Source organism: Cytobacillus sp. QJM3NY_8 (assembly GCF_056173585.1).
Genome location: NZ_CM149681.1, coordinates 1,727,498 through 1,741,501, shown reverse-complemented (window position 1 = coordinate 1,741,501; position 14,004 = coordinate 1,727,498). Strand labels below are relative to the sequence as shown.

Annotated in this window: 13 protein-coding genes; 5 read left to right on the top strand and 8 right to left on the bottom strand. The window is 40.0% G+C overall.

Annotation, left to right across the window (positions count from 1 at the left end):
• Window positions 1–40 precede the first annotated feature (40 nt).
• Window positions 41–709: a YkyA family protein gene (locus AC0VZ9_RS09135; protein WP_019381672.1), complete on the bottom strand. Its 669-nt coding sequence runs from the start codon at window positions 707–709 to the stop codon at window positions 41–43.
• A 264-nt stretch (window positions 710–973) separates the two neighbouring features.
• Here AC0VZ9_RS09135 and AC0VZ9_RS09130 point away from each other — a divergent pair, with 264 nt between their 5' ends.
• Complete coding sequence (locus tag AC0VZ9_RS09130; RefSeq protein WP_019381671.1) at window positions 974–1,108, top strand: YjcZ family sporulation protein; 135 nt, start codon at window positions 974–976, stop codon at window positions 1,106–1,108.
• Window positions 1,109–1,278: 170 nt separating this feature from the next.
• Window positions 1,279–1,830: a peptide deformylase gene (def, locus tag AC0VZ9_RS09125; protein ID WP_475397279.1), complete on the top strand. Its 552-nt coding sequence runs from the start codon at window positions 1,279–1,281 to the stop codon at window positions 1,828–1,830.
• Window positions 1,831–1,897: 67 nt separating this feature from the next.
• Here the strand turns inward: def and AC0VZ9_RS09120 are convergent, their stop codons facing one another.
• Entirely contained in the window at window positions 1,898–2,674 is a 777-nt protein-coding gene (locus tag AC0VZ9_RS09120) for a Cof-type HAD-IIB family hydrolase (RefSeq protein ID WP_475397278.1), read from the bottom strand.
• A 614-nt stretch (window positions 2,675–3,288) separates the two neighbouring features.
• On the opposite strand from AC0VZ9_RS09120, the gene AC0VZ9_RS09115 reads away from it, so the two are divergent.
• Window positions 3,289–3,501 carry a DNA-dependent RNA polymerase subunit epsilon gene (locus AC0VZ9_RS09115; protein ID WP_009330986.1) on the top strand — a complete coding sequence of 71 codons (213 nt, stop codon included), beginning with the start codon at window positions 3,289–3,291 and terminating at the stop codon, window positions 3,499–3,501.
• Window positions 3,502–3,504: 3 nt separating this feature from the next.
• Window positions 3,505–5,172 carry a ribonuclease J1 gene (gene rnjA, locus AC0VZ9_RS09110; protein ID WP_009330987.1) on the top strand — a complete coding sequence of 556 codons (1,668 nt, stop codon included), beginning with the start codon at window positions 3,505–3,507 and terminating at the stop codon, window positions 5,170–5,172.
• A gap of 91 nt (window positions 5,173–5,263) precedes the next feature.
• On the opposite strand, the gene AC0VZ9_RS09105 is transcribed toward rnjA, so the two are convergent.
• The 3 genes from AC0VZ9_RS09105 to AC0VZ9_RS09095 form a co-directional block, all read right to left on the bottom strand.
• Window positions 5,264–5,923, bottom strand: a complete 660-nt coding sequence (locus tag AC0VZ9_RS09105) for a potassium channel family protein (RefSeq protein WP_009330988.1) — start codon at window positions 5,921–5,923, stop codon at window positions 5,264–5,266.
• Window positions 5,924–6,056: 133 nt separating this feature from the next.
• Window positions 6,057–7,880 carry an ABC transporter ATP-binding protein gene (locus AC0VZ9_RS09100; protein WP_009330989.1) on the bottom strand — a complete coding sequence of 608 codons (1,824 nt, stop codon included), beginning with the start codon at window positions 7,878–7,880 and terminating at the stop codon, window positions 6,057–6,059.
• A gap of 11 nt (window positions 7,881–7,891) precedes the next feature.
• Window positions 7,892–9,646 (bottom strand): ABC transporter ATP-binding protein, encoded by a 1,755-nt coding sequence (locus AC0VZ9_RS09095; RefSeq protein ID WP_019381670.1) that lies wholly within the window; start codon window positions 9,644–9,646, stop codon window positions 7,892–7,894.
• A gap of 337 nt (window positions 9,647–9,983) precedes the next feature.
• Between AC0VZ9_RS09095 and AC0VZ9_RS09090 the strand changes: the two genes are divergently transcribed.
• Complete coding sequence (locus AC0VZ9_RS09090) at window positions 9,984–10,844, top strand: mechanosensitive ion channel family protein (RefSeq protein ID WP_019381669.1); 861 nt, start codon at window positions 9,984–9,986, stop codon at window positions 10,842–10,844.
• 108 nt (window positions 10,845–10,952) lie between these two features.
• Here the strand turns inward: AC0VZ9_RS09090 and AC0VZ9_RS09085 are convergent, their stop codons facing one another.
• From AC0VZ9_RS09085 to AC0VZ9_RS09075, 3 genes are all read right to left on the bottom strand, one after another.
• A complete protein-coding gene (locus AC0VZ9_RS09085; RefSeq protein ID WP_009330992.1) occupies window positions 10,953–12,077 on the bottom strand; it encodes an N-acetyldiaminopimelate deacetylase in 1,125 nt (374 codons plus the stop codon).
• Between the two features lie 120 nt (window positions 12,078–12,197).
• On the bottom strand, window positions 12,198–12,908 hold the full coding sequence (dapD, locus tag AC0VZ9_RS09080) for a 2,3,4,5-tetrahydropyridine-2,6-dicarboxylate N-acetyltransferase (RefSeq protein ID WP_009330993.1): 711 nt from the start codon (window positions 12,906–12,908) through the stop codon (window positions 12,198–12,200).
• 92 nt (window positions 12,909–13,000) lie between these two features.
• On the bottom strand, window positions 13,001–13,897 hold the full coding sequence (locus tag AC0VZ9_RS09075; protein WP_019381667.1) for a LysR family transcriptional regulator: 897 nt from the start codon (window positions 13,895–13,897) through the stop codon (window positions 13,001–13,003).
• Window positions 13,898–14,004 lie beyond the last annotated feature (107 nt).

Genomic DNA, 14,004 nt, shown 5'->3' with positions numbered 1-14,004 from the left:
AAGCAAAAAAATGCCGGGCATTAATATGCCGGCATTAATATTATCCTTCTGTTTTTATTTCAAGTCCTGCTTCTTTATAGAAATCCAGTTTGGCTTCGTTATACTCTTTTGTTTTTTCATTGAACTGTTTATTTGAAGCCAGTATCTTTTCATACATATCATTTATTTTGCTCACTTGACCTTCCAGCTGTTCTAGAGTAAGATCCTCCTTTTTAAACATGGCATACAACTCTTCATCTAATTGAGTCGCTTTAGAATAATCCTTGTAAAGAGCATCATGGATTTTATACCTTTCCATCATGATCTCATACAGCTCTTTAGCTTTATCTTTCAATTTTTGATCCTCTATCTCCTCTATGGTCGGAGATAATGTCTCAAATTCTTTTTTCGACGCCTGGATGCTTTCCTGCTCTTTCTCCATGTGAGCTACCCGCTGATCCACAATGGCGGAAGCTTCATCAGACAGCTTTTTAATTTCCTCGAAATCCTTCATTCCCAGGTTGATAATTTTATCGTATAATTCCTTTTCTCTTTTCTCCAGCTTCACGAGCGGTTCCTGCTGCTTTTCAAAATCCTTTTCTTTAGCTACAACACTCTCCAGCACATCATATATTTTTTCCTCGGGATCCGGACTGTTCATACAGCCTGTGAGGATGAAAGCCCCTATGATAAAAACAAGCAGCAGTCTACTTTTGTTCAAAATCAACACCTTGAAACCTCCTTACTTATAACATTTTTAACTATAAAGGTACCTGCCCGGTTTGACAATAGCCCTTTGGTTTGACACTCTTCGCATCATTGCAGAAGCTTGTCCTCATTACAAGTATAATTTAAATCTATTCACTCCATTTTTCCTTTATGACTTGGGCATAGGCCTACACCAAACATCATTAAAAACATAGGCTATATTAATCGTCCGATGCGGCAATTCAAAAAAATGGACGATAATCTTACTTTAGGGAGGTTATCCTTCATGTACGGATATGGCGGTTACGGTTTTGGATGCGGATATCCAGTAGCAGGAGCCGGCTGCGGCAGAGGTTTTGCGTTAATAGTAGTATTATTCATTCTCTTAATCATAGTTGGCTGCGCTTGCTGGAAGTTTTAATTATTTGGGAAGGTGCCAAAGGCGCCTTCTCTTATTAACTTTTTTGCTCCGCTCTGATAGACTGAATATAATTAAATAGACTCATGGTTTTTTTTGGCTATGTCATTTGATCTTCTTGCCAATAATTTAGCCATTTTTCTATTCTTTATTACTTAGCGGGAGTGATAATCATGCTGAGCATGAAAGATATTATTCGCGACGGCCAGCCAACTTTAAGGAAAATTGCCGCGGAAGTGAACATGCCACCATCTGCAGAAGAAATACAAATCTTAAAAGAAATGATGGAATATGTAAAAAACAGCCAGGATCCAGAGCTTTCTGCAAAATATGGCTTAAGGGCAGGCATTGGTTTAGCTGCTCCTCAAATTAATGTTTCCAGGCGGATGATCGCTGTTCATGTAACCTATAACCAGGATCTATACAGTTATGCTCTCTTCAACCCTAAGATCATTAGTCATTCTGTGCAGCTTTCTTATCTGGCTGAAGGAGAAGGCTGTTTATCTGTTGATGAATCCATACCCGGTTTTGTACCCAGATATGCAAAAGTGACAGTAAAAGGTACTGATTTGCAGGGCAATGAAGTAAAACTCAAGCTCAAAGGGCTGCCAGCCATTGTATTTCAGCACGAAATTGATCATCTGAACGGTATCATGTTTTACGATCACATTAATAAACAAAATCCGTTTCATCCAATTGAAAATGCAATTGCTATAGAGCGGTAGCTTGCTGATCCATAGCATGACAAAAGGAAAGCCTCCAGCTAATTACTCGGATGCTTTCCTTCATTTCCTATATTAATTGATGTTCCTTTAGCCCCTTCCAAATTCCTTCATCGTCAACACCGGAGGTTACATGGTCTGCAGCCTTCTTAACCACATCTTCTGCGTTGCCCATTGCTATTCCGGTTCCTACAGCGTTTAGCATCTCTATATCATTTAGTCCATCTCCAAACGCGTATACATCCTTCAAATCAAACCCAAGCCTTTTAATCATTTGTTTTATTCCCTCAGCTTTAGAACCGCCTGCAGGCAAAACATCAACAGAGTATGGATGCCATCTGATAAAGCCAAAATCAGGATATATAGAAGAAGAAATATACTTTTCCTCATCTTTTTCCTCGCAGAACAGGAGCGATTGATACAATTCCCTTCCGCTGTAAAACTCACGATCTTCCTCAGGATGCGGAAACTTTAAGCTGCCCATGCTTTTTTCAATAAATGCATGGTGGTGTACTGTGGATTTCATCGTTTTCTCATTCATAAACACCAATGGATGCCCATTTGACTGTGCATGAAGATATAGCTTTTCAATCTCAGATGATTTAAGAGGATTACGATAAATGGGTTCGTTTTCGAATACTACATATTGGCCATTAAAGCTGACAAATGAATCAATATCAAGTTCTCTGCGAAGACTTTCAAACATGAAAGGCGCCCTGCCAGTGGCAATTGCCACGAAAGTTCCGTTCTTTTTCAGCTTGCCGATTGCCTCTCTCGTACTGTCCGGCAAGTTTTTATCGTGATTCAATAAGGTCCCATCTATATCAAAGAAAACAATCTTTTTCATTTTAAAATTAACTTCCTTTCAAGCGTTTTTTTACTGGCTGCTATGACATGATTTATCGTAATAAAACACTAAACCCATAAAGTTAAAAAGTCAATTCCCATGCTATTAACAGACAACATTTCCATTTTTACCCATGAGAGATTTAACTATTTTACCATATAATATAATTAAGAAAAGCAGATGCGCCTGCCCCGCCCCTTGACAACTCAAGGCGGTAGGCTCCCTGCGCTAGACAGTTATTAAAAGAGACCTCATTATTTACAAAAATCTGTTTAAAACGTCCTTGCTGCCTTTACTTTGGACAAGGATCGTTTAAAATAGAAAGTAAGGAGTTGATCCACTATGTTAAAGAAGCTGAGAAAGAAGCTTTTAAAACAGTGGAATGAAATGCTTCGAAAAAAATCAATTGCCTGACAAATTTGAGCCCTTCAAACTTGCGAAGGGCTCCTTCCTTATTGTAAATTGGTTATCAGTATACTTTTTTACATAGATTCGGGAGCATATTAGCACTGAGAAGAATTTATTATTCATATCCGGCAGGAAAAAACATGTAATACATGTTATTATTTTATATATTAGATAAAAGTTTTTTATCGGATTAAGGAGAGATAGAAATGATTTTCAAGGTATATTATCAGGATTCTAAGACAGAGGTACCGGTTAGAGAAAAAACAAAAACCATTTTTGTGGAAGGCGATTCTGAGAGAGACGTTCGCTTAAAGCTGGCTGACCGCAACTATAATATTGAATTTGTAACATCTGTCCAAGGAGAATTCCTGGAATACGAAAGACAAAATGAAGACTTTAAAGTATTGGAGATTGAGTAATTTATGAAATTTGTTAAAAATGATCAAACAGCCGTTTTTGCCCTGGGCGGACTGGGTGAAATCGGAAAAAATACTTACGCTGTCCAATTCCAGGATGAAATTATCCTGATTGATGCTGGAATTAAATTCCCTGAGGACGAGCTACTTGGAATCGATTATGTTATTCCTGATTACACTTACTTAGTGAAAAATGAAGATAAGATTAAGGGATTATTTATCACTCATGGGCACGAAGACCATATCGGTGGAATTCCATATCTCCTAAGAGAAGTTAACATCCCTGTCTACGGCGGAAAGCTGGCCCTTGGCCTACTAAGAAACAAACTTGAAGAACACGGACTCTTGAGACAAACCACTCTTCATGAAATCAAGGAAGACGATATCATTAAATTCCGGAAAACTTCTGTGACTTTTTTCCGGACGACTCACAGTATCCCTGATTCATATGGCATCGTTGTTAAAACGCCGCCTGGACAAGTTGTTCACACTGGGGACTTCAAATTCGACTTCACTCCTGTGGGAGAGCCGGCCAACTTGACAAAAATGGCTGAAATCGGAAAGGAAGGCGTCCTTTGTCTGCTTTCTGACAGCACAAACAGTGAAATACCTGAATTCACCATGTCTGAACGCCGAGTTGGCGACAGCATACATGACATCTTCCGCAAAGTTGAAGGACGGATTATCTTTGCCACTTTCGCTTCTAATATTCACCGTCTTCAGCAGGTGACTGAAGCGGCCGTCACGAATGGCCGAAAGATTGCTGTTTTTGGAAGAAGCATGGAAGCAGCTATAAATATCGGACAGGAATTGGGTTATATTCAGGCACCAAAAGACACCTTTATTGATGCCCATCAAATTAATAGACTTCCAGCCAACCAGGTGACAATCCTATGTACAGGAAGCCAGGGAGAGCCAATGGCAGCCCTATCAAGAATTGCTAACGGAACGCATCGCCAGATCCAAATCATTCCTGGCGACACTGTTGTATTCTCTTCCTCACCCATTCCCGGGAACACAATTAGTGTCAGCAGAACTATTGACAGACTTTCCCGTGCAGGTGCAGAAGTCATTTATGGCAAATTAAGCGATATTCATACATCCGGTCATGGCGGCCAGGAAGAACAAAAACTAATGCTTCGTTTAATTAAGCCAAAATTCTTCATGCCGATTCATGGTGAATACAGAATGCAGAAAATGCATGCCAAATTAGCTGTGGATTGTGGAGTAGATGAAGAAAACTGCTTCATCATGGATAATGGTGAAGTCCTGGCCCTGAGCGAAGATTCTGCTCAAGTAGCAGGTAAAATACCGTCTGGTTCTGTTTATATTGACGGAAGCGGAATTGGTGATATCGGAAATATCGTTTTACGGGACCGCCGCATTCTATCTGAAGAAGGTTTAGTGGTTGTCGTAGTGAGCATCAATATGAAGGATTTCAAAATTGCTGCTGGCCCTGACTTAATTTCCCGCGGATTCGTCTACATGAGGGAATCCGGAGATTTAATCAATGATGCACAGGCACTCATTACAAAACACTTAAGCAAAGTTATGGAACGCAGAACAACTCAATGGTCAGAAATCAAGAATGAAATCACTGACACACTTGCACCCTTCCTTTATGAAAAAACAAAGCGCCGTCCAATGATTTTACCGATTATCATGGAAGTTTAATAACCTTCATGGGCTCGTGTGGATCTATAATGTATTTAGTATAAGAAAAAAAGGCTGTATCTCTCTAGTAAGAGATACAGCCTTTTTCAAATTAAGACATCACTTTCTTTTCAAAACGGTTGATATCTACGTCTGCTCCAATAACTATAAGGATGTCGTCAAATTGTATTTTTTCATTCGCCTGCGGAGACACAATAATTTCATTTTTTCTTTTGATGGCAACAATGTTGATTCCGTACTTTGCACGGATATCAAGATCAATAATGCTATGGCCAGCAAGTTTTTCATTAGCAACAATTTCTACTATGCTATGCTCATCTGATAGTTCCAGATAATCCAGAACATTATTTGAAACGATACTATGGGCTATTCTTCTGCCCATATCCCGTTCAGGATGAACAACATGATCTGCCCCTATTTTCCTCAATACCTTTGCATGATAATCATTTTGAGCTTTAACCGTAATTTTTTTAACTCCTACCTCTTTTAAAATTAAAGTCGTCAGGATGGAGGCTTGAATATTATCGCCAATTGCTACGATAACATGGTCAAAATTGCGTATTCCCAAACTCTTGATAACGGATTCATCCGTGGTATCGCCAACCACTGCGTGTGAAGCGATTTTCGCGAATTCGTTCACCCGGTCTTCATTTACATCAATCGCCATTACTTCCATTCCTTCTTCAGCCAGAGCATGGCAGATGCTTCCTCCAAAACGTCCAAGTCCGATAACAGCAAATTCTTTCTTCATCCTATCTTCCCCCAGAATAGTTAGCAATATAGACAATAATACCATATTAGCATAAACAGAAGTATAGCTATTAGATATTCCTTCCTGATAAAATAAAACCTCCGCTCGGACGCTCGGAGGTTTTTTTGTTCATTCACATTGCATCAAGCATATTGAATTGTGCTTTTACCAAATGATAATATTCACCTTTTGCATTCATTAATTCTTCATGATTTCCTTTTTCTAAAATATTTCCATGATCAAGCACAAAGATTTGATCGGATTCACGGATTGTGGATAGCCTATGGGCAATAATAATTGCCGTTCTTCCCTTTAAGAGTGTTTTTAAAGCCTGCTGGATTTTGACCTCTGTCTCAGTGTCAATACTGGCAGTAGCTTCATCTAGTATAAGAATACGAGGGTCTGCAAGTAAAGCACGGGCAAAGGAGAGGAGTTGCCTCTCACCCACCGATAATATATTTCCTCTTTCCTCCACTTCAGTCTCGTATCCCTTTGAAAGTTTTGCAATAAACCCATGTGCACCAACGGCTTTGGCTGCTTCCACTACTTCTTCATCAGTTGCATCAGGTCTGCCAAAACGGATGTTATCATAGATTGTTCCGGAAAATATGAAAGTGTCCTGCAGCACCACACTGATTTGCTTGCGCAAACTTGATAAAGATACATCCTTCAGGTCATAGCCATCTATTTTTACAGAACCTCCCGAAGGATCATAAAAGCGGCTGATTAAATTTGCTATGGTCGTTTTACCTGATCCTGTATGCCCCACAAGCGCCGCGGTTTGCCCTGCTTTTATCTCAAGGCAAACCCCATTTAAGGCTGTTCTTTTTTCATCATAGGAAAATGTGACATTCTCAAATTCAATCTTCCCTTTTATCTCCTGTAAATGAAATGCATCGTTCCTTTCTGATACGATTGGTTTCTCATCAAGAAACTCAAAGATTCGTTCAGAGGAAGCCATTCCCATGAGAAGCTGGTTATAAACCATTCCAAGACGGGAAATAGGCTCCCAGAACATCCCTAAATAAAAGGCAAAAGAAACAAATACACCGATTGAGATTGACCCATCCTGAATCAGATGTGCCCCAAACCAAATCAGTACAGCGGTACCCAGGGCATTGGTCAATTCAACCAGCGGCCTGAACATTGCATTTTTCTGAGATGCATTTCTCCAGCTTTCAAAGTTCTCAGTATTCACACCATCAAAGAATGCCATATTCTCTTTTTCCTGTGTAAAAGACTGGGTAATCCTTATCCCCTGAATGCTTTCATTTAAGTGAGAATTCAATTTGGATTGTTTTAACCGGACCGTTTGCCACGATCTGCGGATATTTCTGCGCAAGCTGGTCGAGATAAAAAACATGATGGGCAAAATGACCATGATTGCCAGAGTCAGTTCTGGGCTTAGTGTAAATAAAATAATAAAAATCCCTGCCAGCATAATCAGATCCATCAGCAGATTTATGACCCCATTGGTAAACAGCTCCTGAAGCGAATTTATGTCATTCATAATCCTTACCAGTATGGATCCTGCTGAACGCTGATCAAAAAAACGATGCGAAAGCGTCTGTACGTGTGTAAATAAATGTTTCCGAAGATCATAAATTACACTTTGGCCAAGCTTATTCATCCATTTTATCCTGTAATAGTTTGCAGCATATGAAATGGTATAGAGTACTGCAATCACTGAAACCAGAATGGCGAGCAGCCTGCCGTCCTTTTCAATCAAAGCTTTATCTAACGTATACACACCGATTAAGATGGGAATTATAAGCCTGACTGCTGTATTTATTAATACCATAATAATTGAGAGCGGAAGTAAATTTTTTCTGTATGGCTCCATATAACTGAATAAGCGCAGCATTTGCTTCCAGTTAAAAGGCTTCTCAATAATTTCGTCGGCTGAGTATTGAAATCTATTTAACACATTTTCATTTTTTGTTTTATTTTTTTTCAAGGAGGCACCTCCTAGCCTGCATTTGATTGGAGAACCTTATCGCGGTCCTGATATTGAATATCGTAAATCCGCTGATATGGGCCATTATTTTTAAGAAGCTTTTCATGTGTTCCCCGTTCTGCCACTCTCCCGTTCTCTAGTACAAGTATTTCATCTGCATGCTTCAGGGAAGAAATCCGGTGGGCAATGATAAAGGTAGTTCGATCAGCCATTACTTCTTTCAAGGCTTTTTGTATTCTGAATTCTGTTTCCATATCCACAGCACTTGTTGCATCATCCAATACTAAAATACTGGGATCTGCACAGATGGCCCTTGCTATCGCAATCCTTTGCTTCTGGCCGCCTGAAAGCCCCATGCCCCTTTCGCCAAGAACGGTATCGTATTGATCAGGAAGCTCCATGATAAATTCATGTGCCTGTGCACGTTTGGCAGCTTCAATGATTTCCTCCATAGTGGATTCAGGCTTTCCGAATGCAATATTTGCTTTAATCGAAGAAGAAAACAAAAAGGATTCCTGGAGAACAAAGCCGATATTTCTTCTCAGAGATTGAAGAGAGTATTCCTGCACATTTACACCATCTATAATCACATGACCTTCAACTGGCTCATAAAATCTTGTCATAAGCTGTGTTAAGCTCGTTTTTCCTGATCCTGTCGAGCCTATTAACCCAATTACCTTTCCTGGCTCAGCATGAAAAGAGATGTTGGATAAAGCGTCATTATCATCCTGGGTATATTTCAGCGTAACATTGCGAAATTCCACCTCACCCAGCAAACGTTCTGCTTTAACACATGATTCTATATCCTCAATTTCATTATCTGCCTCAAGGATCTCAATAAGCCGCTCTCCGGAAGCTTTGGACTGAGAAAAGAGATTAACGATGAATCCAAGGTTCATAATAGGCCACATAATATACCAGAGAAGGCTGTAAAAAGCGACAAGCTCCCCTGGCTTCAGACTGCCAGCCATAACAAGATAACCTCCGTAAGCCAGGAGCAATACAACACTTAAATTGCCCAGAAACTCCATTAAAGGAAAATACTTAGCCCAAATATCCGATGTAAAGAGATATTTATCTTTATAGTCACTGTTAGAGTCATTGAATTTATTTATCTCAAAATCTTCCCGTGATAATGACTTCACTGTATTAATTCCGCTTATATTCTCCTGAACTTTTGTATTCAGCCGTCCGAATGATTTGCGGATGCTCCGGAATGCCGGATGCACAGCTTTATCGAATTTAAAGGTGACTACCGCAAGAAAAGGCAGCGTAATAAGAGTGACAATCGCCAGTGGAATAGAATAATAAAACATGACCGAAACACTGATAAAGATCAGTAAAACAAAACGTATGAGTTCAGAAAATCCGAATGAAAGAAAAAAACGGAACCCCTCAACATCAGCAGTAAGCCGAGACATTAAATCGCCTGTTTTTGCATTGTCATAATATCGAAACGGCAAGAACTGCAGCTTTTCATAAAGTACATTTCTAAGTTTATAGACCGATGTGATCCCAAACAAATCACCAGTGTACTGATGGATATATGTCGCTGCCCCTTTTACACCCATTATGGCAATGAAGCCTAAAGCCAAATAAGGTATCCACCCATAATTTCCCCCAATGACAACCTCATCAATTGTCAGCTGAAGGATCATTGGATACACAACCGTAATCGCTGTCACAATAAACAGAAAGAATATGGACCAGAGAAAGTAATGTTTATATGGCCAGTAATATTGCTTTAACTTTTTAAATGTTTCCATCTGCATGCCCCCTTTAATTTGCGGAAAAATTAGAAAAGTTAGAACGTAATATTAAATATATCGAGTTTCGAAGTATTTTTCCACCCCTTTTTGTTTGATTTTTCCACTTTTTTTAAGCTTATCTTCTTAATGAGTCTATTCAAACTCCTAATCTTTATTAATACCCTTTGAAATCGCTAAAAGGCTTTCGATCTAAAATCCTGCATATCAGTAATTTAGTTTTTCACATCCAGCCAGTATATAGAGCTGCCCGAATGATAGAAAGGCTAACCGTTTGCATATAAAGTGCTGTTGCGATAAAATGATGACTTTAATCATACTGAAAGGAAGCGTTAGAATGGAGAATCTAAATTTATCGCAAATAAATTGGGAAGCCCTGCTGATTGATGCCGGACTTATTCTATTAAAGCTGGCAGCTATCTATTTTGCATTTTTAATCGTTAAGTCTGCTGGGAATAAAATAATACATAAAAGTTTTGAGGGAATCGGGAGGAAGGAAAGAATATCTCCGGGAAGATCGAAGACACTGCAAAGTCTTGCTAAAAACATTTTCTCTTACGTACTTATTTTTATTTTTGCTGTTACGATTCTTCAGATTTTCGGTATAAAAGCAACTGCCATTCTTGCCGGTGCCGGGGTAGTCGGATTGGCGGTCGGCTTTGGAGCTCAAGGCCTTGTCAGCGATGTAGTAACAGGATTTTTTATATTGCTGGAAAGGCAAATTGATGTCGGTGATTATGTTACTACCGGAAGCTACTCAGGAATAGTGGAGCAAATTGGATTAAAAACTACTCAAATCCGCGGTTTTGACGGTACATTGCATTATATCCCGAACCGGGAGATTACCAGTCTGAGCAATCATTCCCGCGGCAATATGCGCGCACTGGTTGATATAGGAATCTCCTATGATGACAATATTGATGAAGCTATCACAGTACTTCAGGAAACCTGCGACAAAATCGCCGAAGTAAACCAGGCGATTGTGGAAGGACCTAATGTCATTGGCGTACAAACATTAGGCTCATCGGATGTTGTATTAAGAATTATTGCAAAGACAGAAAACATGGAACAGTGGGCTGTCGAACGGCAGCTGAGAAAAGCACTGAAGGAAGCCCTGGAAGCTAACGGAATCGAAATTCCATTCCCTCATCAGGTGCTCATTCAAAAACACGCAGGATCAGAAAGTGCTGCCGGATAAAACCGTAAGCAAAAAGCTGATTTCGCAGAACCTAAAAAGGTGCTGCGAAATCAGCTTTTTTAACATTTCCACTTTATTTAGTAAATACTTATTGCAAAATGAGCTGACTTATCCTTTATACCTTAAATATGCTGCAATCAATTCAATCGCTTTTTCGATTGCCGCTTCATTTGGATTCAGCCTGGCATGATGAAGTCCGTATTCTGAATCGACCCCAAGCCAAAACATGAAGCCTGGAATTTCTTCAAGCATATATCCGAAGTCCTCACCTGTCATGGCTTCCCGGCATTCAACAACGTTTATGTCTGTGTTGGAACGCGCAAACTCCATGAATTCCTTCGTTAAGGCTGTCTCATTGTAAACCTGATGATACATGCTTCCATAGTCGATTGAAGCTTCACATTCATACCCAACTTCAATTCCTTTTACTAGCGCCTGAATCCTGCTTTTTACCTTTTTCATTGATTCAGGGGATAACGTTCGGATGGTACCTTCAAGCCTCGCTTTTTCAGCTATGATGTTTTGAACGGTGCCACCTGTAATTTTTCCGATTGTAACGACTGCGCTGTCCAAAGGATCAATGTTCCTTGAAATGATGGACTGAAGCTGGCTGACCAAAGTACATGCTGCCACAACCATATCATTGGTATTATGCGGATATGCTGCATGTCCCCCTTTTCCTTTTAAATCAATGAAAAGTTCTGAGGTATTTGCAAACAGCAGCCCTTCTCTCAATGCGATTGTTCCGACGGGATATTCTGGAGCAATATGGAGAGCCAATATCATATCCGGCTTCCATTCTTTCATTATTTCAGATTTAAGCATGGGTTCTGCTCCGCCAGGCCCTTCTTCTGCTGGCTGAAATATAAACAGTAAATCATCGTTAATGCGTTCTTCTATAAATTTTGCTATTAGGCCAAGTGCAATCGACATATGAAAATCATGTCCGCAGGCATGCATTTGTTCACTATGCACGGATTTGAACGGCAGGCCTGTTTCCTCAATGATTGGGAGGCCGTCTATATCAGCACGATACCCAATCATCTTGGACGGATTCCTGCCGCTGATTTTCACAAGAATACCTGTTTTCCAAGTTTTAATTTCCATGCTGTCCTGAGGAAGAGAATACAGGTAATCTAATAGAAACTGCTGTGTTTTAAATTCACGGAACCCTAACTCCGGTATTTTGTGCAGCTCCCGCCGTAATGCAACGAATGGATTGTTTGTGTCCAAACTTTCTTCCCCCTTGTTAAAAATGCCCCTTATATTTCATTAACGCTATAGCAGTCTTGGGTAACCAAAAGGCTTTCACCTTTAGAAAAAGCGCGGATCGCAATCCACGCTTTCAAACTCTTATAATTGGCGAAGCTCCTGCTTAATTTCTGTTTTAGACTTAGTCTTTTCATCAATCTCTTTAATTACACGAGCTGGTGTTCCTGCCACCACAGTGTAAGGAGGCACATCATCAATGACAATCGCACCTGCCGCAACTACTGCACCCTTACCAACAGTTACACCTTCCAGAACCACTGCATTGGCTCCTATAACTACATCATCTTCTACAACAACAGGTTTTGCTGAAGGAGGCTCAATAACTCCAGCCAACACAGTTCCTGCTCCAATATGGCAATTCTTGCCGACTGTTGCTCTTCCGCCAAGGACAACATTCATGTCAATCATTGTACCTTCTCCGATCACTGAACCAATATTAATGGATGCCCCCATCATGATTACAGCGTTATCACCGATTTCAACCTGGTCGCGGATGATTGCCCCCGGCTCAATGCGGGCTTTAATATTTTTCATATCAAGCAGTGGAATCGCTGAGTTTCTGCGGTCATTCTCAATAACATAATCTTCAATTTGTGACTGATTTGCTTCAATTGCCTGGCTAATTTCAGACCATTCACCAAAAACCACACCGGTACTGCCATTTATAAAGGCCTTTGCTGAATCACCGAAGTCGATTCCTTCTAATTCACCTTTAATATAAACCTTTACAGGTGTTGATTTTGTGCTGTTCTGGATAAATGAAATAATCTCATTGGCATCCATCATTTTCATATTAAAAATCCTCCTCTATGTATAACATTGCAACTAGCATTACTTTAACAAACAAAAGCGCTGAAAACAAGAAAAATAAATGAAAATAGAAGTCATGGGTGATATCCTTTTCCTTCTTCTTCAATATGCTCCTTAATTAACTCAACAAATGCCTGAACTTGCTTGAGCTGAAAGGCGGATTCATATCCCAGCAGCCATGTATCACGCTTAATCGGCAAATTATTTTCATCCAGCAGCGGGATTTTAAAAATATTTTTCTCCGCACCATTCAGTGTAATGGCTGGAAGAATGGCATATCCTATTCCATTGAAAGTCATTTGCTTGCACGTCTCAATTTGATCAACTACTATTGTCCGTTTTGGAGACGTTTTGAACTGCCGCAGCCACCAGTCCTGAATTTCCTGATAATAGTTGGAATCACTCTTAAACTGAATGAAGGGCCTGTCTGTTTCAAGGACCTGCTCCGGCCTTGTAATCTCTGTATCCACTAGATAAAGACTGTCCTTAAATAAAGGGATTTTAATCCCCTTCCAGTCCGGAGTCCCTCTAATAATTCCAATGTGAACCTGATCATCATAGAGCGATTTTAATATTTCACTGCTCCAGCCGGTGATCAGTGAAATTTTTGCCTGGGGATAGCGGCTGACAAACTTCTTAAGAACTTGAGGCAGCCAATTCTGCCCTACGATTGAAGCAACTGCAATTTTTAAGGTGCCATGGACCTCTGAATTCAAGGCTGTAATTGACTCCCTGACCTTTTCTTCCTTCGCAAGAACTTCATTAATGAATTGTAATACGATTTCTCCAGCGGGCGTCAGTGACAAACCCTTTTGTGAGCGGAGGAATAGTTTGCTGCCCCATTCCTTTTCAATATTTACAAGACGCTGTGAAAGGGCTGGCTGCGAAACAAATAAACGTTCAGCCGCTTTTCTCATATTCATTTCCTGTGCCAGCACTGATAAAAGGTGAAATTCCGTAAGTGAAGACATAAACATCTTCCCCTCATAACTTTTTCTTATAGTATATCTTAATTGAATTAGAGTTTCATTATCATTAGAAAGGACATCAGCACCTTAAAAGCTTACAGTTCTTTAAG

Bases quoted from the DNA above. Each gene is read 5' to 3' on its own strand.
- def (WP_475397279.1), top strand. From the start codon at position 1,279: ATGCTGAGCATGAAAGATATTATTCGCGACGGCCAGCCAACTTTAAGG.
- AC0VZ9_RS09105 (WP_009330988.1), bottom strand. From the start codon at position 5,923: ATGAAGAAAGAATTTGCTGTTATCGGACTTGGACGTTTTGGAGGAAGC.
- dapD (WP_009330993.1), bottom strand. From the start codon at position 12,908: ATGAAAATGATGGATGCCAATGAGATTATTTCATTTATCCAGAACAGC.
- AC0VZ9_RS09120 (WP_475397278.1), bottom strand. From the start codon at position 2,674: ATGAAAAAGATTGTTTTCTTTGATATAGATGGGACCTTATTGAATCAC.
- AC0VZ9_RS09075 (WP_019381667.1), bottom strand. From the start codon at position 13,897: ATGTCTTCACTTACGGAATTTCACCTTTTATCAGTGCTGGCACAGGAA.
- rnjA (WP_009330987.1), top strand. From the start codon at position 3,505: ATGAAATTTGTTAAAAATGATCAAACAGCCGTTTTTGCCCTGGGCGGA.
- AC0VZ9_RS09095 (WP_019381670.1), bottom strand. From the start codon at position 9,646: ATGGAAACATTTAAAAAGTTAAAGCAATATTACTGGCCATATAAACAT.
- AC0VZ9_RS09115 (WP_009330986.1), top strand. From the start codon at position 3,289: ATGATTTTCAAGGTATATTATCAGGATTCTAAGACAGAGGTACCGGTT.
- AC0VZ9_RS09090 (WP_019381669.1), top strand. From the start codon at position 9,984: ATGGAGAATCTAAATTTATCGCAAATAAATTGGGAAGCCCTGCTGATT.
- AC0VZ9_RS09130 (WP_019381671.1), top strand. From the start codon at position 974: ATGTACGGATATGGCGGTTACGGTTTTGGATGCGGATATCCAGTAGCA.